At 64.2% G+C, this 25448-nt stretch carries 23 protein-coding genes; 5 read left to right on the top strand and 18 right to left on the bottom strand.

Annotated features, from left to right (window positions below):
* Position 1 precedes the first annotated feature (1 nt).
* The 3 genes from EB815_RS17875 to EB815_RS17865 are packed head-to-tail and all read left to right on the top strand — an operon-like array spanning position 2 to position 2894.
* Positions 2–883 carry an AAA family ATPase gene (locus EB815_RS17875; RefSeq protein WP_065005351.1) on the top strand — a complete coding sequence of 294 codons (882 nt, stop codon included), beginning with the start codon at positions 2–4 and terminating at the stop codon, positions 881–883.
* Positions 880–2007: a vWA domain-containing protein gene (locus tag EB815_RS17870; RefSeq protein WP_065005350.1), complete on the top strand. Its 1128-nt coding sequence runs from the start codon at positions 880–882 to the stop codon at positions 2005–2007. The genes EB815_RS17875 and EB815_RS17870 overlap by 4 nt, the downstream gene beginning before the upstream one ends.
* On the top strand, positions 2007–2894 hold the full coding sequence (locus tag EB815_RS17865; protein ID WP_065005349.1) for an amidohydrolase family protein: 888 nt from the start codon (positions 2007–2009) through the stop codon (positions 2892–2894). Before EB815_RS17870 ends, EB815_RS17865 begins: the two co-directional genes overlap by 1 nt.
* A 176-nt stretch (positions 2895–3070) precedes the next feature.
* On the opposite strand, the gene EB815_RS17860 is transcribed toward EB815_RS17865, so the two are convergent.
* The 12 genes from EB815_RS17860 to EB815_RS17805 all read right to left on the bottom strand — a co-directional run bounded on the left by EB815_RS17860 (position 3071) and on the right by EB815_RS17805 (position 17476).
* Positions 3071–4336, bottom strand: a complete 1266-nt coding sequence (locus tag EB815_RS17860; protein WP_056571783.1) for an ABC transporter substrate-binding protein — start codon at positions 4334–4336, stop codon at positions 3071–3073.
* A gap of 40 nt (positions 4337–4376) precedes the next feature.
* Positions 4377–5207 (bottom strand): carbohydrate ABC transporter permease, encoded by an 831-nt coding sequence (locus tag EB815_RS17855; RefSeq protein WP_056571780.1) that lies wholly within the window; start codon positions 5205–5207, stop codon positions 4377–4379.
* Positions 5204–6127, bottom strand: coding sequence for a carbohydrate ABC transporter permease (locus EB815_RS17850; protein ID WP_056571777.1), 924 nt, complete (start codon positions 6125–6127; stop codon positions 5204–5206). Before EB815_RS17850 ends, EB815_RS17855 begins: the two co-directional genes overlap by 4 nt.
* Entirely contained in the window at positions 6120–7271 is a 1152-nt protein-coding gene (locus EB815_RS17845; RefSeq protein ID WP_056571774.1) for an ABC transporter ATP-binding protein, read from the bottom strand. The genes EB815_RS17850 and EB815_RS17845 overlap by 8 nt, the downstream gene beginning before the upstream one ends.
* A complete protein-coding gene (locus EB815_RS17840; protein WP_056572154.1) occupies positions 7268–8104 on the bottom strand; it encodes a metallophosphoesterase family protein in 837 nt (278 codons plus the stop codon). The genes EB815_RS17845 and EB815_RS17840 overlap by 4 nt, the downstream gene beginning before the upstream one ends.
* A gap of 247 nt (positions 8105–8351) precedes the next feature.
* Positions 8352–8759 carry a carboxymuconolactone decarboxylase family protein gene (locus EB815_RS17835; RefSeq protein ID WP_056571771.1) on the bottom strand — a complete coding sequence of 136 codons (408 nt, stop codon included), beginning with the start codon at positions 8757–8759 and terminating at the stop codon, positions 8352–8354.
* Positions 8760–8959: 200 nt separating this feature from the next.
* Positions 8960–10456 (bottom strand): sugar ABC transporter ATP-binding protein, encoded by a 1497-nt coding sequence (locus tag EB815_RS17830; protein WP_056571768.1) that lies wholly within the window; start codon positions 10454–10456, stop codon positions 8960–8962.
* On the bottom strand, positions 10456–11505 hold the full coding sequence (locus EB815_RS17825) for a hypothetical protein (RefSeq protein ID WP_056571764.1): 1050 nt from the start codon (positions 11503–11505) through the stop codon (positions 10456–10458). The genes EB815_RS17830 and EB815_RS17825 overlap by 1 nt, the downstream gene beginning before the upstream one ends.
* Positions 11502–13625, bottom strand: a complete 2124-nt coding sequence (locus EB815_RS17820; RefSeq protein ID WP_056571761.1) for an ABC transporter permease — start codon at positions 13623–13625, stop codon at positions 11502–11504. The genes EB815_RS17825 and EB815_RS17820 overlap by 4 nt, the downstream gene beginning before the upstream one ends.
* Before the next feature lie 75 nt (positions 13626–13700).
* Positions 13701–14726 (bottom strand): sugar ABC transporter substrate-binding protein, encoded by a 1026-nt coding sequence (locus tag EB815_RS17815; protein WP_056571758.1) that lies wholly within the window; start codon positions 14724–14726, stop codon positions 13701–13703.
* Between the two features lie 60 nt (positions 14727–14786).
* Positions 14787–15773 carry an ABC transporter permease gene (locus EB815_RS17810; RefSeq protein ID WP_065005348.1) on the bottom strand — a complete coding sequence of 329 codons (987 nt, stop codon included), beginning with the start codon at positions 15771–15773 and terminating at the stop codon, positions 14787–14789.
* 269 nt (positions 15774–16042) lie between these two features.
* Positions 16043–17476: a DHA2 family efflux MFS transporter permease subunit gene (locus EB815_RS17805; protein WP_056571752.1), complete on the bottom strand. Its 1434-nt coding sequence runs from the start codon at positions 17474–17476 to the stop codon at positions 16043–16045.
* A 120-nt stretch (positions 17477–17596) separates the two neighbouring features.
* Here EB815_RS17805 and EB815_RS17800 point away from each other — a divergent pair, with 120 nt between their 5' ends.
* Positions 17597–18598 carry an ornithine cyclodeaminase family protein gene (locus EB815_RS17800; RefSeq protein ID WP_065005347.1) on the top strand — a complete coding sequence of 334 codons (1002 nt, stop codon included), beginning with the start codon at positions 17597–17599 and terminating at the stop codon, positions 18596–18598.
* Entirely contained in the window at positions 18595–20103 is a 1509-nt protein-coding gene (locus EB815_RS17795; RefSeq protein WP_056571745.1) for an HAL/PAL/TAL family ammonia-lyase, read from the top strand. Before EB815_RS17800 ends, EB815_RS17795 begins: the two co-directional genes overlap by 4 nt.
* On the opposite strand, the gene EB815_RS17790 is transcribed toward EB815_RS17795, so the two are convergent.
* The 6 genes from EB815_RS17790 to EB815_RS17765 all read right to left on the bottom strand — a co-directional run bounded on the left by EB815_RS17790 (position 20104) and on the right by EB815_RS17765 (position 25442).
* On the bottom strand, positions 20104–20907 hold the full coding sequence (locus EB815_RS17790; RefSeq protein ID WP_056571743.1) for a 3-methyl-2-oxobutanoate hydroxymethyltransferase: 804 nt from the start codon (positions 20905–20907) through the stop codon (positions 20104–20106).
* A gap of 49 nt (positions 20908–20956) precedes the next feature.
* On the bottom strand, positions 20957–21268 hold the full coding sequence (locus EB815_RS17785) for a MocE family 2Fe-2S type ferredoxin (RefSeq protein ID WP_056571740.1): 312 nt from the start codon (positions 21266–21268) through the stop codon (positions 20957–20959).
* Between the two features lie 30 nt (positions 21269–21298).
* Positions 21299–22381: a fatty acid desaturase family protein gene (locus EB815_RS17780; protein WP_056572152.1), complete on the bottom strand. Its 1083-nt coding sequence runs from the start codon at positions 22379–22381 to the stop codon at positions 21299–21301.
* Between the two features lie 85 nt (positions 22382–22466).
* Positions 22467–23648, bottom strand: coding sequence for an aldose 1-epimerase family protein (locus EB815_RS17775; protein WP_056571737.1), 1182 nt, complete (start codon positions 23646–23648; stop codon positions 22467–22469).
* 10 nt (positions 23649–23658) lie between these two features.
* Entirely contained in the window at positions 23659–24441 is a 783-nt protein-coding gene (locus EB815_RS17770; protein WP_162258925.1) for an ATP-binding cassette domain-containing protein, read from the bottom strand.
* A complete protein-coding gene (locus EB815_RS17765) occupies positions 24438–25442 on the bottom strand; it encodes an ABC transporter permease (protein ID WP_244494088.1) in 1005 nt (334 codons plus the stop codon). Before EB815_RS17765 ends, EB815_RS17770 begins: the two co-directional genes overlap by 4 nt.
* Between the last annotated feature and the right edge of the window lie 6 nt (positions 25443–25448).

Raw genomic sequence — 25448 nt, 5'->3', positions numbered from 1 at the left:
AATGCCCGAGGTGAACGCCGAGACTGTCGCGACCTCGCCGGAGGCGGTGGCGTCGCATCTCGCCACCTCGCGCTATCTGGCCGACGACAGCCTGGCCACCGCCATCTTCCTGGCGATCCGGCTCGGCAAGCCGCTGCTGCTGGAAGGCGCGCCGGGCGTCGGCAAGACCGAGGCCGCGAAGGCTGTCGCCGAGCTGCTCGGCCGCGATCTGGTGCGCCTGCAATGCTATGAAGGCATCGACGCCGCGCATGCGCTCTACGAATGGAACTACCAGCGCCAGTTGCTCGCTATCCGCCATGCCGGCGAACACGAAATCGACATTTACGACGACCGCTTCCTGATCGCCCGACCGCTGCTGCAGGTGTTGCGGGCACCGGAGCAGCGCGTGCTTTTGGTCGACGAGATCGACCGTTCGGATCATGAATTCGAGGCGCTGCTGCTGGAATTCCTCTCCGATTTCCAGATCAGCATCCCCGAGCGCGGCACCATCCGTGCCACCGCGCAACCGATCGTCATCCTGACCTCCAACCGCACCCGCGAACTTGCCGAAGCCCTGCGCCGGCGTTGCGTCTATCACTGGATCGGTTATCCCGATGCCGAGCGCGAGGCCGCCATAATCATGCTACGCGCCGGCGATGTCGCTGAAGGCACCGCACGCGCCGTTGCGGCAGCCGTGCAGACCATCCGCGCCCGCCCGCTGGCCAAGCCGCCCGGCATCGCCGAGGCCGTCGAATGGGCCAATGCGGCCACCATCCTTGAAAAAGGTGGCAGCCCATGGCCCGAAGCCTTCCGCCGCGCCATCGGCGTGCTGATCAAGGACGAGGAGGACCTGTCCTACATCGCGCCTGAGCTTGGCCGGATTGTCGAGGAGGCGCTTGCATGAGCGCGTTGCCCAACGCCGCTTCGCCCTTCCTCGGCTTCGGCCGCCTGCTGCGCCGCTACGGCTTCGCCATCGCCCCCGAACAAGTCTCCGGCTTCATGCAGGCGGTCACACTGCTCGGACCACGCTCGATGGCCGACATCCGCGAGGCCGCCCTTGCCACGCTGGCGCCGCCGCCCGATCGCCGCGACGAATTCGAAGCGCATTTCCAGAGCCATTTCTACGGCAGCACGTCAGCCGTGGTCGAAGGTGACGCGGACGAGGAAACCCGCATCAAGGATGATGGCGGCGCTGACGACCAGCGGATCGAAGCCGAGCACAGCCAGGAAGGCGGCGAACTGTCCTCGGCCCTGGAGCAGTTGAGCACTCGCGATTTCCAGCGCGACGACGACAGGCTGACCGCCTTTCAACGCAAGCTACCGTCCGCCCTGCCCGCCCGCCGTTCCTTCCGCACCGTGCGCACCCCTTCGCGCGGCAAGCTCGACCTGCGCCGTTCGCTGCGCGAAATCGTCAGCGCCGACGGCGACGTCCCCTCACCGCTGCTGCGCCGCCGCCAGACCGTGCCACGCAAGCTGCTGCTCTTGATAGACGTCTCCGGCTCGATGAAGCTGCACACGGCGGACTATCTCAAGCTCGCGCACGCCATCGTGCAAGGCGCCGACCGCGCCGAGATCTTCACCTTCGGCACGCGGCTCACCCGCATCACCACGGCATTGCGCATCCGCGACCGCGACCAGGCGCTGGCGCGCGCGGCGGCCCAGGTCGACGACTGGGACGGCGGCACCCGCATGGGACCGACACTGCTCGCCTTCCTCTCCGTTCCGCGCTTTTCGTCCTTTGCCCGCGGTGCGGCGGTCGTTGTCCTGTCGGACGCTCTGGAACGTGGCGACCATGCCGAGCTGGAGACGGCCATACGCAGGCTGAGCGCCCGTGCCTTCCGGCTGTCGCTGGCAACACCCTTGGCCGGCGACCCGCGCTTCCGCCCGGTGACGGCGGCACTGCGCGCCATCCTGCCTGACCTCGACGACCTCATCGACGGCTCGTCGTTGACCAGCCTCATCGATTTCATCCTGTCGCTCGCCCGTCCCGCCCCCGCGGCATCGACAATCTGGAAGAGGGTTTCCTGATGCAAAAAGCCATCGACGCGCATTTCCACATTTGGCGCCAGAAGGACCAACCCTGGCTGGTCGGGCCGATGGTGCCGCGCATCTTCGGCCCTTACGAGCCGATCCGCCGCGACTATCCGATCGGCGAATTCCTCGACGACCAGAAGGGATCAGGCGTCGAGAAGGCCGTCTATGTCCAGACCAACTGGGCGAAGGAGGATTTCGAGAAAGAGGTCGCCTTCCTGCAGAAGACAGCGGGTGAAACCGGCTGGCCGCACGCCATCGTCGGCTATGCCGACATGACGGTGGATGACGTCAGGCCCCAGATCGACCGGCTGATGAAGTACAAACTGCTGCGCGGCGTGCGCATGCAACTGCACTGGCACGAAACGCCGGCCTTCCGCTTCGCCGCTTCGGCCGACCAGGTCATCGATCCCAAGGTGCGCGCCAACGTCGCGAGGCTGAGGGACTATGGCCTGTCCTTCGACCTGCAGCTTTTCCCCGCCCAGATGAAGGACGGGCTGACGCTGGTCGGTGAGAATCCCGATACCAGCTTCATCCTCACCCATGCCGGCATGCTGACCGGCACGGATCAGGAAACCACCGAGGCCTGGAAGGCGGGGCTGCGCACGCTCTCGGCGGCACCCAATCTCTACGCCAAGCTCTCCGGCCTCGGCACCTTCGTCCACCGCAACGATCCGGCGCTGATCGCCTATATCGTCGACAACGCGATCGATATCCTGGGCTCCGATCATCTGATGTTCGGTTCCAACTTCCCGATCGAGAAGCTCTGGACCAGCCACGCCGAGCTGATCAAGGCGCACCGTGACGCGGTGGCGAAGCACGGCGCGACCGCCGAGGCCGATATCTTCTGGAACACGGCGGAGCGGGTTTACCGGCCAGTGTAGCACTCTCTTCCTTCCCCCCTTGTGGGGGAAGGTGGATCGGCGCGCAGCGCCGAGACGGATGAGGGGTGTTCCAGCGAAGTGAGACGTTGGCGTTCCCTGGAGCACCCCTCATCCGACCTCGCTTCGCGAGGCCACCTTCTCCCACAAGGGGAGAAGGTAAGTCCCCGCCTAAGCCCTTACTGCGTCGGCAGCATGCCTTCGACGTCGCTGGCCGCGTCCGTGAGCGCTTCCTTGGGCGAGGCCGACTGGTCGACGATGCGCGACAGATTGTCGACGATCGTCTGCGTGACCTTCACCCCGTTGGTGCCCGGGAAGGCGTACCACGGAACCATCAGCGGCATCTGGCTGAGCCCGGCCTGGAACAGCGGGTTCTTCTTGTAGAAATCGCCGAGATAGTCTGAAGATTTCGCCGCCAGCTCGTTGTTGGGGACATAGCCGGTGCCCGGCACGACGACGGAAGCGCCATAGGGGCCGGCGGCGAATTTCGCGAACTTCCAGGCAGCCTCCTGCTTGGCCGTATCCTTGGTCAGGATGACCACGGCGTTGCCGCCGGTCGGCAGACGGCCGTTGACCGGATCGATCAGCGGGATCTTGGCGGTGCGCAGCGTGAACTTGTCGCCCACATTCTTGATGGTGTTGACCAGCGCACCGGTGGTCTGGAATTCGAAGCCGACCTTGCCGGCCGCGAAAGCCTGCTCGCCCGCCGGCTTGGTGAAGACCGGCATGCCGCCCTCCTTCACCATCCGTTCCAGGATCTCCACCGCCTTCTCGCCTTCGGGTCCGTTGAAGGCGACCTTGCTTTCGTCCTCGTTCAGCATCTTGCCACCGGCGCCGAACAGCAGCGCCGAGAACATCCAGTCATCGCCCTGCCAGCGGAAGTCGATGCCGTCGACACCATTGCCGAGCGCCTTGATCTTGCCGCCGAGCGCGATCACCTCGTCCCAGGTCTTGGGCGGATTGTCCGGATCGCCGCCGGCCGCCTTCACCAGGTCGGCGTTGTAATACATGATCGGGTTGGAGGTGGCGAAGGCCAGGCCGACCTGCTTGCCGTTGACCTGCGCCAGCTTCAGGATCGTGTCGGAGAAGCCGAGCTCCGCCATGTTGCCTTCCTTCTTGACCAACGGGCCGAGATCGACGGCAACGTCGCGTTCGTTCAGCATGCGCAGGCGGTTGAGGCCGATGAAGGTGATGTCGGGCATCTCGTCGGTGCCGGCCTGGCGAAGAATGGTCTGGATGCCTTCTTCATAGGTCGCCGACGGGCTGGCGAACTGGATCTTGATATCGGGGTTTTCCTCCATGAACTTCTTCGAGATCGTGTCCATCACGTTCTTGAAGAAGCCGGGCATCGGGTAGTGAACCGTCAGCGTCGTCTCGGCATAGGCCGGAATGGCCGTCGCCAGCGACACCGCCGCCGCGGCGAAAATCCTGGAAAAATGCTTCATTGCTCGTGCTCCTTGTTGGCCCAGTCAGTTGTTGGCAAGCTCAGCCTTTGAGACCGGTCATGGTGATGCCCTCGACGAAACGCTTCTGCGCCAGCAGGAACGCGGCGACGAGAGGAAGGGTGATGATCAGCGTGGCGGCCATCAGCGCGCCGTAGTCGTCGCCGGCCTCGGCGGCGCGGAAATACATCAGGCCGAGCGGCGGCGTCGCGTAAGCCTGCTTGCTGACGACGATCAGCGGCCAGTAGAGATCGTTCCAGTGCGCGACGACGGAAAAGATCGCAAAGGCCGTGACCGCCGGCCACGCATTGGGGACGATGACGCGGGCGACGATGCCGAGTTCGGACATGCCGTCGAGCCGTGCGGCGTGCAGCAGGTCGTCGGGCATGGCGCGGAAGAACTGCAGGAACATGAAGATCGCGAACACCGATATGGTGAAAGGCGCGACCAGCGAGGTGTAGCTGTTGAGCAGCGACATCCTGTCGAAGGCGACATAGAGCGGCAGCGCCGTCGCGTGGATCGGGACCAGCAGGCCGAGCATGACCAGCACCATCATCAGCCGCGCGGCCCGGAACTTCAGCTTGGCCATCGCATAGGCGCACGGAATCGCCACCACGACCTGGAAGAAGAAGATCACGCCGCACACGACAACGCCGTTCCACAGCAGTGTCGCCATCGGCACCTTGGCAAACGCCTTGGCGAAATTCTCGGCGAAGTAGAAATGCCGCGGAACGAGCGACAGCGACGAGGTGAAGATATCGCTCTGCGTCTTGCCCGCTGTCGAGATCATGAAGATGTAGGGCGCAAGGATCATCAGCGCGCCGAGCGAAAGCAGCGCGAAGCGGATGACGCGGCCGGCCGGAACGCTGCTCATGTGTAGTGCACCCGCCGGTCGAGGACGCGGTATTGCAGCAGCATCAGCACGACCAGGATCGCGAGGAAGACGACCGTCATCGCCGAGGCGTAGCCGACGCGCAGATAGACGAAACCTTCCTGGTAAATAGTGAAAAGCAGCACTTCGGAGGCCTTGTTGGGGCCGCCATCGGTCAGCATCTTCACCGTTTCGAAAACCTTCACCGCATTGGTGATGCTGATGGTGACGACGAACAGCGTCGTCGGCCCGAGCATCGGCCAGGTGACGAGGAAGAACCGGTCGAGCGCCGATTTCGCGCCGTCGACGTGAGCGGCGGCATAGAGTTCGCGCGGGATCGCCGTCAGGCCCGCCAGGAACAGCACCATGTTGAAGCCGACCGACTGCCAGATGCCGATGATCGACAGGCTGTAAAGCACGGTGTTCGACGCGCCGAGCCAGTTCGGGCCGGGAATGCCGGCTAGCGAAAGCAGCGCGTTGAGCGGCCCGATCGTCGGGTGGAAGATGTATTGCCAGACGGTCGCCATGGCGACGATCAGCGAGGCGACCGGCAGGAAATAGACGGTGCGGAAAAAGCCGCGCGCCCGGCCCTCGCCTTCGATCAGCAGGGCAACGCCCAGGCCAAGCACGATCGAGACCGGCGCGACAATGGCCGTATAGACCGAGGTGTTCCACAACGACCGGCGGAAGGTGCGGTCGTTCAGGAGATGTGCGTAATTCTCGAAGCCGACGAAGCGGAACTTGCCGTAGCCGAGCTCGAAATCGGTGAAGCCGAGAAAGATGACGGCAGCCACCGGCAACAGCACGAACAGCAGCAACAGCACGATGGCCGGCGCCGCCAGCAGCCAGGCGGTCCGGTCCTCGCTGCGCGCGCGCAGCGCCGCCGCGCTCCGGACATTGCCGGCCAGCGCAACGCTAGACATAGGCCGGCTCCTGCCGCGCGCCCGCCGCGATGCGCAGCCGCTTTCCCTCCGGCCCGAAGACCATCGCCTGTTCAGGGGCCAGAAGGATGCCCACCTTCATTCCGGCAATCAGGTCCCTCGCCTCGTGCGGCGCCAGCTTGGCGACGATGATGTCGCCGGAGGCGTCGAGGCGGCAATGGGCAATGACTTCCGAGCCGAGGAATTCGAGGCGCTCGATCCGTCCGGCAAGGCCGCTCCTGCCGCTGGGGGAAAGTCTTACGAATTCGGGCCGGATGCCGAGACTGACCGGCCCGGTCGCAACCTTTTCCAGCAGGGCCAGCCGGATGCCCTCGAAGCCGACACGGCCGCTTTCGGCCTGTGCTTGGATGATGTTGATCCTCGGTTGGCCGACGAAGCGCGCGACCTCGATATGGGCGGGATCGTTGTAGATCACGTCGGGCGCGGCGAGTTGCAGCAGATTGCCGCCGATCATCACCGCCACACGGTCAGCCATCGAAAGCGCCTCGGCCTGGTCGTGCGTCACATAGAGCGTCGGCACGCCGGCGCGGCGGTGCAGTTCGACGATCTCGCCGCGGGCATGGACGCGCAGATTGGCATCGAGATTGGAGAGCGGCTCGTCCATCAGAAAGATGCTGGGATGGCGCACCATCGCACGCGCCAAGGCGACACGCTGCCGCTGGCCGCCGGACATCTGCCCCGGCTTGCGGTCAAGCAGATGATCGATCTTCAGCAGACCCGCCATCTCGCGCACATCGCGCGCAATGCCGGTGCGGATCTCTTTCTGGCCGGGCAGCAGCGAGCCAACGAGCGGCAGGCGCTGCGACCGGCTCAGCCGCTTCATGGCAAGCGGCACGGCGATATTCTGGCCGGCCGTCAGATGCGGATAGAGCGCGTAGGACTGGAACACCATGGCGATGTTGCGGTCGGCCGCGGCAACCGGCGACATGTCCCTGTCGCCGACGAAGATCTCGCCGCTGTCCGCATGGTCGAGCCCCGCCAGGATGCGCAGCAAGGTGCTCTTGCCGCATCCGGAGGGACCGACAAGCGCGATGAGCTCGCCGGGCTCCACATCAAGGCTGATGCCGTTCAGAATGGCATTGCCGCCAAACGACTTTTTGACGCCGCGAAGCGAAAGCGCGCTCATGACGCGACCTTCTTGCGAACCTTGTGCGCCTCGTGCGGATAGACCTCCTCGACTACGTCATCCAGGACATGGGCCGTCATGCCCGGGATGGCGACGATCTCGCTGGCGACCGTGTCGCCGAATTGATGCACAACGGCGCCAAGCAGCCGCTCGCCCGGCATATCACGCTCCATGTCGCCGACGACGAAGGCCGCCGACGGACCCCATACAAGCGACGTGTTTTCATATTCGCCCTGCCATGCCCGGTGCAGGTGACCACTGGCGAACAGCGCGACATCGTGGGCGCCGATCAGGTCATAGAGACGCTGCCGCTGCGCCGGCCTGACACTCCAGTAACCCGTGTCGCCCTCGCCGGGCTCGTCGATGAAGAGCGGCTTGTGGGCAAAGAGCGCGACGCGCCGGCCGGCGCGGCTTTCCAGCGCGCTCCGCAGCCATTCGAACTGCGCCTCTTCCTCGGCATCGTCAAAACCCATCAGCAGGCTGTCGAGCCCGATGAGACGCCAGGTGCCGGTGTCCTCCATCCAGTAGTCGGGGCCAACCAGCCGGCGCCAGCGCTCGAGGCGTCCGGCATTGACCGGCTGCAGCGAGCCGGGCAGATGGCCGACATCGTGATTGCCGGGCACCAGCAGCATCGGCTTCGGGATCTCCCGCATCAGATCCATGCAGAAGGCGATGTCGTCGTCCCGGTCGGCACCGTCGACGCTGAGGTCGCCCGTGTGGATGACAAGGTCGGCGCCGCTCTGCTCGATCCAGGCGGCCAGCGGCTGCCAATTGCCGTTGAAGTGCGGTTTGGTCGGGCTGAAATGGGTGTCTGTGATCTGAACGATTTTCATGTCGGCTCCAGCATGCGAGCCGAGCCCCCCGGCGAGCGGCATCGCATGGGGCTTCCTTAGTGCCGTTCCATGTCACTTCCTTAACAGCCGCTGGGATAAACCGCGCAATTGCGGGCAGCGGCTGGCGAAGGGTAGCCGGCGGCAACCGGCGCAGCGTGGAAAGCGACCGGATTTCAGCCACTTACCACTGCTAGGCTACAGAACAGCCGCGCTCACGATCTTGCGGCGGCGCGGCGGGAAATCACGCTCACCTCACCTCGAATTGCGGGTCGACCGGGATCTGCATCGCCGTGACCAGATGGTTGGTCTGCCCCGCCAGCCCGATGATCGACACCAGCTCGCCATGCTGCGCATCGGTCATCCCCTTGGCCCGCGCCGCCGCCGTGTGCGAATGGACGCAGTAGGAGCAGCCATTGGCGGTCGAGACGGCGATATAGATCATCTCCTTGGTCAGTGGATCGATGGCGCTGTCGGCCACCATCACCACCTTGAGCTGCTCCCAAACCCGCTTCAGCGACACCGGATCATTGGCCAGCCCACGCCAGAAATTGTTGACGAAGTCGGATTTGCGCGTCGCCCGGATATCGTCGAACACGGCCTTCACATCAGGGATTTTTTCGACCTCGGCATCGCTGAGGAGTCTTGTCGTTGCCATGGTGTGGTCCTTCCGTTTCGATCGATGAATTAGGTCGTTGAATCAAGTGATGCGCATAGACGGCTAACCGGTTTGTCCGATTCAGTTTTTGGCTCGGAACAGCACGGACGCCGAGGTTGGCAGAGCAACCCAGCGTCGCCCGTGGATGACGAAGGGAGAGACGCCTCGGCCAATTGTCGACGCACACACCAGCCAGAACCCTAATGCACCGCCGCGTACATGATCTTCTCCTCCGTCGCCTCCGCCGGCGAAAACTCCTCGACGATACGGCCCTGGCGGCAGACCAAGATCCGGTCGGACAGGTTCATGATCTCCGGCAGGTAGGACGAGATCACCACGACGGCCAGTCCCTCGTCGGCCAGCCGGTTGATGATCTGGTGGATCTCGGCGATGGCGCCGACATCGACGCCCCGCGTCGGCTCGTCGAAGATGACAATGCGCGGCTTTTGCACCAGCCCCTTGCCGATCACCACCTTCTGCTGGTTGCCGCCGGAAAGCTCGACCACGCGCGCATTGTCGTTGATCGCCTTGATGTTCAGCGTCTTCGTCCATTCCGCCGACAGCTGCCGCATCTCCTGCGCATTGATCACCCAGGCCTTTTCGCGGCCCGCCGCCAGCAGCCCGCCGAAAAGGTTCTCGGCAATGCCCATCGTCTCGAAAATGCCTTCGCTCTTGCGGTCTTCGGTTACGTACACGATCCCGTCGGCCACCGCTTCGCTCGGCACGAGATAGCGCACCGGTCTGTCATCGAGCTCGATCGCCCCACCCCGCAAGAAATCCCGCTTGTAGATACCGGACACGATCTTGAAGGTCTCGGTGCGGCCGGAGCCGATGAGACCGAACACACCGGTGATCTGGCCCTCGAAGATCGAGAAGGAATTGTTGCGCACGACATTGCTCATCGAAATGTCCTGCACCGACAACACCTTCTTGCCCGCCTTGCGCAGCCTGGCTTCGTCGCGCTGTCGGTAGATCTGGCCCGACAAGGTGCGCCCGACCATGGCGGCAACGATCTTGTCGCGGTCGAAGGCGGATGTATCGTCGGTGACGACCAGTTCGCCGTCGCGCAAAATGGTGATGCGGTCCGCGATGGCAAGCGCCTCTTCCAGCGCATGGCTGATGAAGACGATCGAGACCCCATTCGCTTTCAGCCGGCGGATCAGCGCGAAGAAATGCCGCTTCTCCTCCGGCGTCAGCGTTGCCGTCGGCTCGTCGAAGATGATGATCTCGGCATTGTGGTGCACTGCACGCGCGATCTCCACCATTTGCCTCTTGGCCGCGCCCAGCGTCGCCACCATCGCGTTCGGATCGACCGGGAAATTCAGCGACTGCAGGAACTGTTGTGCTGAAATATACGTGCCGCGCAGCCGGTTGAGGAATTTTTCAGTACCGAGATAAAGATTTTGTGCCACCGTCATCGACGGCACCAGGCTGGTCTCCTGGAACACCATGGCGATACCGGCCTCGAGTGCCGCATGCGGCGAGGCGTAGGCGATCTCGCGCCCCTTGTGGAACATCTTGCCGGAGGTGGCGTCGACGACGCCGGCGATGATCTTGGTCAGCGTCGATTTCCCGGCACCATTCTCGCCGAGCAGCGCGTGGATCTCGCCCTTGCGCAGGTCGAAGCTGACATTTTTCACCGCCGGCACGCCGCGATAATTCTTGGTGACATTCTCCAGGCGAACGATCGGTTCCATCAGAAACCTCCCGTATCGACGGCAAGCACACAGTCGCCGCCCCTGGAGGCGATGAACAACTTGCCGTCCTTTTCCACCACGCTGCAGATGCCGTGGCGCGTGCCATTGGCGCGGCTGTGCAGGCTGAACTGCGGCTGCATGTTCTGATCCAGTCTGACCACCAGCCCGTAGGAGCGGCTCGGCGACCATGGCTTGTGGATGCCCATGGTGCGGATGCCGCCGCATTGCAGTGGTTCGAGGAAGCTGCGGTTGGAGGCCAGCGCCGGCGCGATCCAGTAGGCCGGCGGGACCTGGTCAATCATGTCCTGCCGGTAATGCGTCTCCTGCAAGACGAACTCGATCAGCCGGTTGCGCGGCGCGAACAAGGTCAGCCACGCCCCGCCATCGCGCGCCGGCGCGAGTCGCGCGGGATAGCCGGGCAGATGTGTCAGCACCGTCGAACGATTACGTGTCGCGCTGCTGAAACGGATGAGCTGGTGGCGCCAGCTTTCGCTCACCAGAACGCCCTCGCCCGCCGGATGCAGACCGTTGGGGAACGCGATGTCGCCGGCAACTTTCTGGAAGCCGATCGCTCCCGGGCCACATCGCCACAGCGAACCGGACGCCCCCTTCTTCATCAGGTCGGCGGCCCATTGCGATGGCGCATGCTCAGCCGAACCATTGGCCAGCCAGAGCGTGCCGTCATCGGCATAGGCAAGTGCCGTGATGCAACGCACATCCGTCGGCAGCGATACCTCCTTGCCCGATATCAGCAGCTTGCCGCTCTCGAGCGCCACCGTCAGTTCACCCGACGGCGACAGCGCCAGTGCCGAGACGGGGGACGCAAAGGTCTCGACAACCTTGGGCTCGGCTCCGGCGCCAAGCGAACAGACGGCGTTGCCGCTTGAGGCGAGCAACCTCTCACCGGAGGCCAGCAGATTGTCCGGCTCGGTCAGTTCGGCAAACGCAGGCTCGTCATCGAGCCGCGTGTTGGGCCGGAAGGCGCCGTCGAGCGGCGGGATGGTGACCGCCTTGCCGCGAAACATATCCAGGATCGGATCGAGGATCATGGCTTTGCTCCCCAATAGGAAGCGGGGCTGGTCCAGTTCGGGTCGGCACCCGAAATCCTGTAGCGGCCGATGCGGTTGTTGAGGATGCCGCCGACGAAAAGATATCCCTTGTGCTCGCGCATCGAGGTGACCATCGGATGCGCATCGCCGGTGAGGTCGCCGAGTGCCTCCACGATCCCGCCCTTCTCGTTGAATTTCACCACGCCGCCGGTGTTGATGTTGGGGAACAGCCACTCGTCCTGCGGCAGCCGCCGCGTCATGCGCTTGCGCATGTCGGGATGGCGCAGCGACAGGTCGAAGCTTGGCGTGCGCATGCCCAGCCACGCCATCCAGTAATTGCCGTCCGACGCCCGGTTGATGTTGTCGGGATAGCCCGGCATGTCGCGGATGACGCATTCGGCGGTGCCGGCCTTCGGCCCTTCCAGCCAATAGCGATGCACGCGGCAGGCCCAGCTTTCGGCGAAGAACAGCGACTTGCCGTCATGAGCCATGCACACACCATTGGTGTAGCGATAGCCGTCGAGCAGCGTCTTCGTCGAACCGTCCTTGGGGTCGTAGACCAGCAGGCGCCCGGTGGCGCGGTTCTCGATCGAGTCCAGCGCCCAGTCATGCGCGTCGTAGCGCTTCGTTGAATCCGTGAAATAGATGCGGCCATCCGGCGCGATGTCGCAATCATTGGGATCGCGCAGCCGTGCATCGTCGACGATCGAGGTCCAGGAGCGTGACGTCTCGGCCGAAAGGCGTTTCACCTCCCGGTCCGGCGAAACGGAATAAAGCCCCATGGCACCGACGCAGCTGATCAGATTGCCCGATTTGTCGAAGGCGAGCCCCAGCGGAAAGCCGCCAATATGGGCAAACACTTCAGATTTCACATAGTCCGGCGCGAAGAAGCGGACGATCTCGCCATGGCGGGTGCCGCAATAGAGATTGTCGTCACGGTCGAGGATGACATCCTCGGGCCCTTCCAGCTCACCGAGCCCGATATGATCGGCCGCGGACAGGCGGTTGTCGAGCTCGTAAGGCGTGCCGGAGCCCGGCACCGCGGACTGTGTCTCGCCCATCTTGAGATAGACCGGCGCGACATAGACTTCGTTGAGCACCTTGTGGCGGTTCTTCAGCCAGCGGATATCGATGGTCACCGCCACCGCCAGCATGATGCCGAGCACCATCTGGTTGGTGCCGGTGCCGTAGCCCAGCCGGATCAGCCCGTTGGTCATGGTCAAGACGATGATGGCGCCCATCAGTCCCTTGATCACCGAGCCGCGCCCGCCGCCGAGGCTGACGCCGCCGACCACCGCCGCCGTCAGCGCCATGATCTCGAGGTTGAGGCCGGTGCCCGGCCCTGCACCGCTCAAGCGGCAGGCAATGAGGAAACCGCCGATCGAGGCGCAGAAACCCGAGAAGACATAGGTCATGAACACGGTGCGGCGCACGCGGATGCCGGCATTGTGCGCCGAGCGCCGGGAGCCGCCGACAGCCAGCACATGCCATCCCGGCCGCGAGCGCGTCAGCGCGATATGGGTGACGACGGCGAGGATGATCGCCAGCCAGACCGAGACCGAGAGGCCCCAGAAGGTGCTGTCGCCGATGAAATCCAGCACATCCGACGTGGCGGTCGAAAGCTGCACGTCGGCGGCGTAGGTGGTGACGAGGATGTCGAACAATGCCCGACCGAAGATGAAGGTGACCAGCGTGGTGAGGAAGGCGCGAAGCCTGAGATATCCGACGAGGTAGCCGTTGATGGCGCCGAAGACGAGCCCGGTGGCGAGCGAAGCGGCCAGCGCCAGCCAGATCGACTGTTCGAGGATGAAGAACACGTAGACAGCCGAGAAGCAGGACAGCGCGAAGATCGAGCCGACCGAGAGATCGATGCCGCCGCCCAGCATCACCACCGTCATGCCGGTGACCACCATGGAGAATTCGCCGAGCTGGCGGGTCGATTCCTGCAGCGACGTCAGTTTGAAGAAACCCGGAATGATCGAGCCGAACACGCCGAGCGTTGCCACCAGCGCCAGGAACGGAATGGCATTGTCGGTCCAGCGTTTGGTCAGGATCTCGCCGACCAGATGGTCGGGCACGAGATTGTAGCGCCAGGACTGAAGGCGTTCGCGAAAGGACATCGGCTCACTGCGGTACGAGAAAGAGGTGGCCGGGCAATCCGGCCACCTCATTGATATCTGTCGGGAACGTGCGGTTTATTTCGCCGCCGCTTCGGCCTGCAGCGCCTTCAGGTCCCAGCAGCTGTCGGGCTTGAGATCGGCCTTGGTCGTCGCCTTCTCGAGCGTATAGATATAGGTGTGCGAGGTGCCGGCTGGCTGGCCGCTCTGCAGCAGGAACTTGATGATGGCGTTCATGTCGCCCGACTGGCGGGCGAGATCGGTCATCACCACGGCGCCATAGGTGCCGTCCTGCAGCTTGTCGCAATCGGCCGCCTTCTCGCCGCCGCCGGTGGTGACGAGGAACACCTTGCCGTCGAGCTTGGCGTCTCGGATCGCGGCCGATGCGCCGGTGGCGTCACCGTCCCAGAAATCGATGATCGAGCAGATGTCCGGGTTCTGCTGCAGCATCGTCGTCGTCACGTTGCGCGAGGTCGTCGCGTCCCAGTTGGAGTCGGGCTTGGCCACCACCTTGAAGTCAGGATGCTTGTCCAGCACCTTCATGATGCCGGCATACTGATAGAGGCTGGAAGAGTTCGCCTGGTCGCCCTGCACAAGTCCGATCTTCTTCGACGAGTTTTCGCCGCAGCCCTTGATCGCCGCTTCGGCCTCGAGCTGGCCGAGCCTGTCCCAGTCGCTGCCGACGAAGGCATCGGCCGGGAAGTTGGCGGGGTTGTCGACCAGAAGCACATAGGTGCCGGCGGCCTGCGCCTTCTTCATCAGCTTGGAATAGGAGTTGAGGTCCGGCGCATGGATGATCAGCACGTCGGGCCTGGTGTCGGACGAGATAGCGTCGGTGATAGCCTGCGCGCCCGCATCGACCACCCAGTTCGGATCGCGAGTCTCGAACACGCCGCCCCAGGCCTCGACTTCCTTCTTCAGGTAATGCGCCCAGCCCTGCGCCAGGTCGAAGCCCATCGCCAGCGGCACCAGCATGACGCGCTTGCCCTTGAGCGCCTGCGCATAGGCGGCCGGACCCGGATCATCGGCGGCGAAGGTCGGCGCCACGAAGGCGGTAACGGCCAGCGCCGTGGCGGCGGCCATCAGTGTTCTGATCAGTTTCATGTCACGTCCTCTGTTTCGACTGTCATTGCCGGCCGATCGTCGCGATCGTTCCGGGTACCCCTAAATGTCGCCTTGTTGCGCGGTCTGTTCGTCGCGTGGATTGATGATGCCGTCGACGATGATGGCGCCGAGCAGGATCGCTGCCTTGATCAGGTTCTGGTAGAGCAGCGGAATGTCGATGATGGTCATGGCGTTGAGAAGGATGCCGATCAGCGCCGCTCCAACCAGCACGTTGCGCACCCCGCCCCGCCCGCCCGAGAGGCCGATCCCGCCGATCACAGCCACCAGCACGATGTCGTAGAGCAGCGTCGAATTGACGACACGCGTGTTGATCGAATGCAGGCTGGCCGCCGTCAGCAGGCCGGCGATCAGGGCAACGAAGGCAGACAGCACGTAGCGCAGCACCAGCATCGGCCGCACCGGGATGCCGATGTTGCGGGCCGCGACCGGGTTGTCGCCGGCAAAATAGATGTAGCGCCCCCATTTGGTGTAACGCAGGAAGAGGAAGAACAGGAAGGCGAGGCCCGCGAAGACGAACACCTCGATCGGGATATCGAGGAAGCGCAGGCCGCCGAGCAGTTCGACCCAATGTCCCTGCGGCACCGGCACCGCATCCTGCGTGATCAGTTGCGAGCGCACATAGCCGAAGACGAAGGAGCCGGTGGCCAGCGTCACGAAAATCGCCGGCACGTCGGCATAGGCGACGAGAAAGCCGTTGAGCAGCCCGATGGCGAGCACGCCGGCCAGCACATAGGCGAAGGCCAGCCCGTCCGACGTCCCCGTGTTGAGCAGCTGCAGATACCAGGCGACCGACATCGCCATGATCGCCACCGCGGACAGGTCGATACCGCGGCCGATGATGACGACAGCCATGCCGAGCGCCAATATGCCCAGCACCGACACCGAGCGGACAATGGCGACGAGGTTGTTGGGATCGATAAAGCCCGGCAGCCCCATTGCCGCCGCAACGAACAGCACCACGGCAATGGCAAAGACAATGCCTTCCTGATTCAGGCTCCTGGGATTTAGCCAGCCGGTCGTGTTCATGTCTGCATTTGCCCCGATGGCAGCGCTGCCATCCCGAAAGCAAAAGCTAATCGGCTCAGCGCCGGTTCGTCAAATGAATCCGCGCTTGGAACACCGGCGGATGTCGATATTCACCGGGTGGACACATTGATTGCCGAAACTGGCGCAATGCGCGGAAACTCCTGCATTTTTGGCAACCGATTGCGCCATCGCCGTCATTTACGAAAGCGCTGCATCAAGGCGAAGGGATGGGGCGGAATTTATCTCCGCATCGGGCGAAAAATTGGAGTTCATTTCGCCGGCGCGTGGCCGGAAACCTCGGCTCCCGCGGCGGGCGGCAGCACGAGAAAACGCAATGCCGCGACCAGGCCGATGACACCGATCGCCAGGAAGGCGATTCGAAAATCGACGAGATCGAGCGCCGGCCGGTCCCTGGCGATCTGCGACAGGTTCAGGATCGCCGCCGCCACCGCGACGCCGAACAGCATCGCCACCTGCTGCAGCATGGACGACAGCGTCGCCGCCGAACTGCGCTGCGCCGCATCGATATCGGCGAAGGCCAGGGTGTTGAGCGCGGTGAACTGCATCGACCGCGACAGGCCGGCGATCAGCATCAGGACCACGACCAGCGCCTGCGGCGTCTGCGGCGAGATCGCTCCGCAAGCCATGATCGAGGCCGAGGCGATGATGCCGTTGACGACCATCACCGGGCGGAAACCGAAACGCCGCAGCGTTGGCGTCGTTATCGTCTTCATGCCGAGATTGCCGAGGAAATAGGCCAGGATCATCAAGCCGGCATCGACGGGCGAGAGGCCGAAGCCAACCTGGAACAAAAGCGGCAGCAGGAACGGCGTGGCGTTGATCGCCATCCGGAATATGGTGCCCGCGGCGAGTGTCGAGATGGCGAAGGTCAGCACCTTGAACGAGGAGAGATCGAGCAGCGGATGAGTCGCGCGCCGCAGATGCCGCACCGCCAGCCAGCCGATGACGATGCCCGCCGCGATCAGCAGCACCGTCGGCCGCGGGCCGTCCTCGGGATGCGCGATGCGCTCGAGGCCGTAGAGCAGGCAGGCGAGCCCGAGCGACGTCAGGAAAAACCCCGGCCAGTCGAGCGGCTTGGGATCGGCTTCCCGGTCGCCCGGAATGAAGCGGGCGACCAGCGCCAGCCCGATCAGCCCAAGCGGCACGTTGATGAAGAAATTCCAGTGCCAGGACAGGTAGGTGGTGATGAAGCCGCCGAGCACCGGCCCGACCACGGGCGCGAACAGCGCCGGCCAGGTGATCAGCGCGGTGGCGTTGAGCAGCTCGGACTTCGACGCATTGCGCAGGACAAGAATGCGGCCGACCGGCGTCATCAGCGCGCTGCCCAGCCCCTGCACGGCGCGAGCAGCGACAAATTGGGGCAGGTTTTCCGAAAAGCCGCAGGCAAGCGAGGCCAGCGTGAACAGCGCGATCGCCACGAGAAAAATGTTGCGCGCGCCGAACCGGTCGGCAAGCCAGCCGGACAGCGGCACGAAAACAGCCATGGTCAGCATGTAGACCGTGATGCCGATGCTCATCACCACCGCCGGCACGCCGAAGGAGGCACCCATCTGCGGCAACGAGGTCGAGATGATCGTCGAATCCAGCAATTGCATGAAGAAGGCGATGGCGACGATCAGCGCCACGCGCCGCGCACTGGTGGCCGTTGCCGGCAAGGCTTCAGTTTCGGGAATGGCAGTCATGTCGGAACCGGGTTGAACAGCATTTGGCCGACTGCGTCCATAGCCAGCGCAACAAACTTTCGTGTCGCCTCGCGGCCTGCTATGGGATGGGCGGGGCGACCGAGGAAAGGGCGCGCATAAATGAAGCCCATCTACATCGACTATCTCAATGCTCTAGACATCGATGCGCTTGCCATGACCGACGGCGAAATCATTGCCGCCGTCGAGGCCGGTCTGGTCGCTCAGGGCAAGGGCCAGACCGTGATCGAACCGCGTGTTCACCTGGAACCGGACCCATCCTTCCACGGCCATTTCAATGTGCTGCGCGGCTATGTGGCGCCACTCGACGCGGCGGGCGTGAAGATCGTCGGCGACTACGTCGACAACTATCTGCATGGCCTGCCCTCTGAATTCGGCATTCTGAACCTGTTCGATCCGCGCACCGGCACGCCGCGTGCCATCCTCGATGCCACCGTCATCACCGACATGCGCACCGGCGCCGTCACAGCGATCGGCGCGAAGCATCTGGCACGCAAGAACTCCAAGGTGCTCGCCCATATCGGCGCGCGCGGCACCGCCTATTGGAACGTGCGCCTGCTTGACCATCTCTTCGACTTCGACGAGATCCGCGTCCATTCGCGCCGCCCGGAAAGCCGGGACGGCTTTGCCGCCAAGCTCTCCGGCGACCTCGGCAAGAAAGTGACGGCGGTCGCCGACTGGAAGAGCTGCATCGAAGGCGCCGACATCGTTGTCGAGGCCTCGCGGCTGCCGGAGCCTCAGCCGCTGCTCAAGACCGAATGGATCAAGCCCGGCGCCCTGGTCGTACCCTATGGCACGATGAGCGCGGTGGAGCTGTCGCTGACCGACATCATGCAGAAGATGGTGGTCGACGACTGGGGCCAGTGCAAGGGCGGCAAGTTCGGTTCGCTGCGCGCCCATGTCGAGACCGGACGGCTCAGCGAAAAGACGCTGCATGCCGAGCTTGGCCAGATCGCCGCCGGCCTCAAGCCGGGCCGGCAAAGCGACGACGAGACCATCCTGTTCTGGCATCGCGGCCTGTCGCTGTCCGACATTGCGCTCGGCAAGGCGATGCTGGCCAAGGCAGGAGAAAAAGGCATCGGCCAGAGGCTGCGTTTCGCATGAGCGCGCTCGTCCTCACCGGAGCCGCCGTCAGTGTCGGCGATATCGCCACCGTCGCCCGCGGAGCCCGCAAGGTGGAGATCGGCCCCGATGTCCTCGGCAGGCTGGACAAGGCACGCAAAGTGCTCGACCAGGCCGCTGCCTCCGGCCAGCCCATATACGGGCTGAACACCGGGCTCGGCGCCAATCTCGGCACGGCGGTCGAGGGCGACGCCAGTGCCTTCCAGCGGCAATTGCTGGAAGGGCGCAGCGGCGCGGTCGGAGAGGCGCTGCCGGTTGAGGCGGTGCGGGCAACAATGGTCGCTCGCCTGGCGATGCTGTCGGCCGGCGGCTCCGGCCTCTCTCCCGCTGTCTTCGTCGCTCTGGTCGACGTGCTCAATGCCGGTGTCCATCCGGTCATGCCGTCACTCGGCTCGATCGGCGCCGGCGACCTCGTGCTGATGACCGCGCTTGCCCGTGTGCTGATCGGCGAAGGCGAAGTCGACTATCAGGGCCGTCGCATGCCGGCGGCCAAGGCGCTGATGATGGGCCGCCTCGCGCCCATCAGCCTGGCACCCAAGGACGGGCTGTCGCTGATCAACGCATCGGCGGTGTCCTCCGGCTGCGGCGCGCTTGCGGTAACTGACGCGCTGTCGGCGCTTGCCCAGCAGCAGCAGGCCGGCGCGCTGACCATGGAAGGTTTTGGCGCCAACCGCACCATCCTCGATCCGCGCCTGCACATGGCACGCCCGGCGGCCGGCCAACAGGAAGCCGCCAAGATATTGCATGATCTGCTGGCCCGCGACGAGCCGCCGGCGCCGACCACCCTGCAGGATCCGCTGTCGATCCGCTGCATGCCGTCGATCCACGGCGCGCTGATCGAGGCGATCGGCCAGGCTAAACGTGCCGTCGAGATCGAGCTTAATGCCGCCGCCGACAACCCGCTGGTGCTGGGCGATGACGAACTGGTGCTGTCGACCGGCAATTTCCACACGGCCGCCCTTTCGCTCGCTTTCGAGACACTCAGCCTGGCGATCGCGCAATGCGCCGCCGCGAGCGTCGCCCGCTTCATTCAGCTCACCGGCTCGGGACGCAACGGCCTGGCGAAATATCTGTCGCCGGTCGGCGGCGCGTCGGCCGGCTTCGTGCCCCTGCAGAAGACGGCGACATCGATCCTGGCCGCCATTCGCCACAAGGCCAATCCTGTGATGCTCGACTTCCTGCCGGTATCGGAAGGTGTCGAGGACCATGCGACCCAGTCCCCCCTCGCCGTTGCGAAATGCGCCGGGATGATCGCGCTATGGCGGCGGCTGATAGCCTTCGAGCTGATGGCTGCCGCCCAGGCCGTCGACCTGCGTGAAGGGTCGACGCTGGGGCCACGCACTGGCTCGATCTATGCGGCGGTGCGCGCGCATGTATCGATGCTGAAAGACGACCGGCCGCTGGGAACCGACGCCGAGCTGCTCCACGCCATGCTCGCCGATGGAGCGTGGCAAGGCGCGGCAATGGTCAGCCAGGAAGCCGAATAATCAGCTCCTTGCGTCTACCTTTTTCATGAACAGGCTGAGCTCGGCCGGGTCCATGTGCACGATGTGCCTGTCCTCCGGATAGGCGCCACTGTTGACGTCGGCGACATATTCGGAGAATGCCGCCACCCGCTCCGCCTGCAGCCGGTCATATTCGGCGGCGAAATTGCGATAGACCTTGGAGTGGCGCGGCATGTGACCCCGGTTCTGGCCAAGGATATCCTCGGCGAACAGATATTGCGCATCGCAGCCGGTGCCCGCCCCCATCGACAGCATGATCAGCGAGGTCCGCTCCGAGATTGCCTTGGCAACCTCCACCGGCACCACCTCGATCTCCGCGCCGATGGCGCCGGCGGCCTCCAGTTGCTTCACCGCTTCGAAGACCTGAAGAGCGGTATCGGCGGTCTTGCCGACCGCCTTGAAGCCGCCGGTCCAGGTGGCGCGGGATGGAATGAGGCCGACATGACCGATGACGGGAATGGCATCGTCGGCCATCCGTTTGATCGTGGCATGGCCGGCGCTGCAATAGACGGCGTCGGCACCGGCCTTGTAGAGCCGGAACGCCCAGCGCAGGAAATCATCCGCCGTGCCGATCTCGAAGAAATTCTCGCCCGGCATGGTGAACAGGCTGGGCGCGGCATCGCGATATTGCGGGTTAAGCACCAGTTCGGGCGGCACCGAGACGATGTCGACCCCTGCCCGTTCGGCGGCCTCCGCCTCGTCGAGCGTCAGCACCCGCAGCATGGTCAGTTGGCGCTTGCCCTTCATGGCGCGCAGATCGGCGACGGTCGGTCTCTTTCGGCTCATTAAAACATCCCCTCTGTTGCTTGCCACGTGCTGGGTCGGTTGCCGCGCGTCAAATCTGGATCATCACCTTACCGGCCTCGACCTTCACCGGATAGGTCGCGAGATTGACGCAGACCGGCGCGCCCTTGGCCTGGCCGGTCTTGTAGTTGAAGCGGCCATTATGCTTGGGGCATTCGATGATGTCGTCCATCACCAGCCCCTCGGCCAGATGCGCCTTCTCATGCGTGCAATAGCCGTCGGTGGCGAAGAACTGATCATCCGGCGAGCGGTAGACCGCGAAGGTGCGGCCGCCATGGTCGAAGCGGATGACATCCTCCTCCTCGACGTCGTCCACCGCGCACGCTTCAACCCAATCGGCCATCTTTCAGTCTCCTGCCAACACTCGCGATCGTTATTCGGCGGCCGCCGACATATCGACCTCGTGGAACTCGCCGCGATAGGGCCTGGCCGTCGGCGGCAATTCGCGCTTGAGGTAGAAATCCTCGTATTTCAGCTGCCTGAGCAGGACCGGCCAGACCTCGCGATAGGCATGCCACATCGACGGGTTCGGCTCAGGCAGATCGTGCTTGATCAGCTCGTGCAGCCTGGGCAGCGCGTGATACGGCACCATGGGGAACATGTGGTGCTCGACATGGTAATTCATGTTCCAGTAGATGAACCGGCTGATTGGGTTCATGTAGACGGTGCGCGTGTTGAGCCGGTGGTCGACGACATTGTCGGCAAGGCCGATATGCTGCAGCAGGCCGGTCGTCACCATGTGCCAGGTGCCGTAAAGGCGCGGCAGGCCGATCAGCACCAGCGGTATCCATGACCTCAGCGCGATCGCAAGAACGATCGTCGCGAGATATATGGCCACGTGCCATCGGGCGGCGACCACGGCCTTGTGCTGTTCCATTTCGGGGATGTAGCTCTTCTCCTCCGCGGACAGCGTGCCGAAGGCCTGGCGCACCAGCGTCGGCAGCGAATAGCGGAAATCGAGAATGCCGGTGAAGGCGAGCGCCGCCTTCAACAAATCCGGCGGACGCATCACGGCGATCTCGGCGTCGCGGCCGACAATGATGGTGTCGGTATGGTGGCGGGCATGGCTCCAGCGCCATTGCACGGGATTGCGCATCAGCATGAAGGAGGCGATGTGGTAGACGACATCGTTCATCCAGCGCGTGCGGAAGGCCGTGCCGTGGCCGCATTCGTGCCAGCGCGAATCGCTCGACGAGCCGTAGAGCACGCCATAGACGAACAGGAACGGCACCACCCACCAAGTGCCCCAGAACCAGACGATGCCGGCGGCCGAACCCAGGATCGCGGCGAGCCAGATCACCGTGTCGCGGATCGCCGGGCCATCGGAGCGCTGCATCAGTTCCTTCATCGCCTTGCGCGGCACGTCGGTGTGGTACCACTCGGCCGAGGCCAGGCCGGTCTCGATCGCCCTGCGTGTGCTTTCGCCGACCAGGCTGTAATCGCGCTTTTTTGCCATCGTCGTCACATCGACCTCCAATCGTCATGCACCGCTGGCAATCCGGTCCGCCGGCCGGAAGGCTCGCTTTGGATAAATGTAGCGCTCATGCCCTGCCCGCCAGTCTTGGGAAATTGCCGGAAGGCTGCGGGTAATCCTGCTCCGGCTGCCGGGCGATGGCCGCGATCCGGTTTTCGGCGGCCGCGATCTCACCCGCACCGTCGAGCACCCGGAACACCGCATCGTAGGCCCGGCTTTCCCCATGCTCCAGCCAGATCATCTCGCCGCGGTCGCGCGCGGCGAGATCGCCGAGCACATGATGGGTCGAAGGCTCCATGCCCAACGCATACTGCCCGGCCTGGAAATTCTGCCATTGATAGGCACAAGGCAGCTGGTCCTTGCGCGTCACCACTTCGAAACCGAGTCCGAGGCGGTCGTTGACCACCGCCACCGGAACCTCGCCCTTTGCGTCGGCGCCCATCTCATGCTGCCAGACCTGCTCGCTGAACCCCATTCGCGGTTCCGGCGCTGTGCGATATCCGACCTTCTGCGCCTTGTAGCGCTCGCCGGCATGACCGGCCCACACCACGTCGCGGATCGGCGCGAGATAGCGCGAACCCTGGTCGAGCAGGGGATGGCTGACATTGATGTGGTAGAAATACATATGCGGCGTGCGGTTGAAGCCGTGATTGACGACACGGTCTGAAAGCCGGATCTCGTTGCCGCCGACATCGGCTTCGATGCGACGGATGAGATGCAGATCCTCGCCGAACACCGCCGACTGCTGAACGATGCCTTCGGCCCACAGCACGCAGCGGTCGCCCTCCCAGCGCTCGCCATGGCCGGTCAGCCGTGCCGGAATGGTGCCGACGCGGCCGTGCAGCGAATGGGTGACGGTACTCTTGCCGGGGTAGTTGTAGTTTTCGGCCGGCACCTCTTCTCGGCCCAATATGTGGTCGAGGCCGCAAGTGACGAGCAGCCCGGAAAAGGAGCGTGCCCAGGCGAGTCCGCTCTCTCCCTCATAGTCGTGCAGACCCGGATGGCGGAAGCCGCTCGGCGAATGCCAGCCGATCGCCTGGCCCTTGAACTCGCAATCGGCGATATCAAGCGCCCGGTCGACCAGCGCCGTGAAGCGCAGGCCCGAGCCGGTGCGGAACTCCAGCATGCGGATGCCGCGCTCCACGCCGTCGCCAAGCGTCATCAGCCGCACGCCGGCGAATTGCGACAGCATGCCGGATCGCTCCGCCACTTGCCTCCGCGACAGCGTCTTGCCGTAAAGCTCTACCATGCGACGCCCTTCACTTTGCCCTCGCCTCTTTGAGCAAGGCCGACATGTCGGCGCCGGTGATGATGCTTTCCACGGTCAAGAGGTCGGTGTCGGCGACGATCTGTTCGGCGACGATTTCGCCGCGCCGCATGACGATGATGCGGTCGGCGACCTGGAACACGTGGTGGATGTTGTGGGTGATCAAAAGCACCGAATGGCCGGCGTCGCGCACTTCCTTGACGAAGCGCAGCACGCCATGGGTCTCCTCGACGCCGAGATTGTTGGTCGGCTCGTCGAGGATGATCACCTTGGCGGCGAACTGCATGGCGCGCGATATGGCGATCGACTGGCGTTCGCCGCCCGACAGCGTCGAAACCAGCGCATCGGCGTCGAGTTTCTTCGAGATGCCGACGCGCTTGAGCAGTTCGGAAGCGGCCTTGCGCAGCTTGGCGAGATCGAGCGGCGCGAACACGCCGAGCCAGCCGAAATTGACCGGCTCGCGACCGAGGAAAAGATTGCGCGCGATGCTGAGATCCGGCGCCAGCGACGTGTCCTGATGGATGGTCTCGATGCCGAGGTCCATCGCATCGCGGGTCGAGCGGATCGAGACCTTTTCGCCGCGCACATAGATGTCGCCTCGGTCGACGGGGAACACGCCCGAGATCGCCTTGATCAGCGTCGATTTGCCGGCGCCATTGTCGCCGAGCAGCGCCACCACTTCGCCTTCCCTGAGCGTCAGCGAGGCATTCTTCAGCGCACGCACGCTGCCGAAGGATTTCTGCAAATTCTGCAGCCGAAGCACGTCCATTATCAGCTCCTTGCGGCGTTCTTCTGCAGCAAAGCGTGCAGGATCAGCATGGCGAGGATGATGAGGCCGACGAAGATGTTGTAGGCCAGCCCCGGCACGCCGATCAGCACGATGCCGTTGCGGATGGCGCGCAGCATCAGCGCGCCGACGATGGTACCGAGGATGGTGCCGCGCCCGCCGGTCAGCGCCGTGCCGCCGACCACCACCATGGCAATGACTTCCAGTTCGTAGCCGGTACCGGCCACCGGCGAAGCGGCGGAGATGCGGAAGGCGCTGATCATGCCGGCAAGACCGGCCAGCACCGAGGTCGCGATGAACAGCCAGATCTTGACGGCGTCCGCCGGCACGCCGCGCGCCACCGCCGCGTTGCGGTTGGAGCCGATGGCGCTGATCCAATTGCCGAGCTTGGCGTAGCGCAGGATGTAGATGGCAAACAGCGACAGGCCGATGAACCACCACAGCGAGGTATAGAAGCGGAACGAACCGACATTGAAGCTGCCCGCCAGCAGGGTCACGAAAAAGCCGGGCTGGTCCCAGGATTTCAGCGGGAACCCTTGCGTGATGTAGAGGGCCGCGCCGCGTACGACGAGCAGCATCGACAGCGTCACCAGGAAAGACGAAATGCCGATCTTGGTGACGATCAGCCCGTTGATGGCGCCGATCGCGATGCACAGGAGAAGGCCGGCCAGAAGGGCGATGCCGATATCCAATCCCCCGTTCTGCACCAGCAGCATCACCACCACCGGCGCCAGTCCGAACACCGCGCCGACGGACAGGTCGAATTCGCCCGCCGTCAGAAGCAGCGTCATGCCGAGCGCGATGATGCCGAGCTCGGGCAGGAACGCCATCATGTTGGAGATGTTGAGCGGCGACAGGAAGTTGCGGTCGGCGATGGCGAACACCGCCAGCAGGACAATGAGGATGACGAGCGAGGAAAATTGCGGCGAGCGTATCAGGCTCGATCTGCGTTTCCCGACAGGCATCTCGTCTTCTGCGGCGATCGTCATGACTGT

The organism is Mesorhizobium loti (assembly GCF_013170705.1).
Classification (GTDB): domain Bacteria; phylum Pseudomonadota; class Alphaproteobacteria; order Rhizobiales; family Rhizobiaceae; genus Mesorhizobium; species Mesorhizobium loti_D.
The sequence above is the reverse complement of the archived record's forward strand: the minus strand, read 5'-3'. Positions and strand labels throughout refer to the sequence as shown.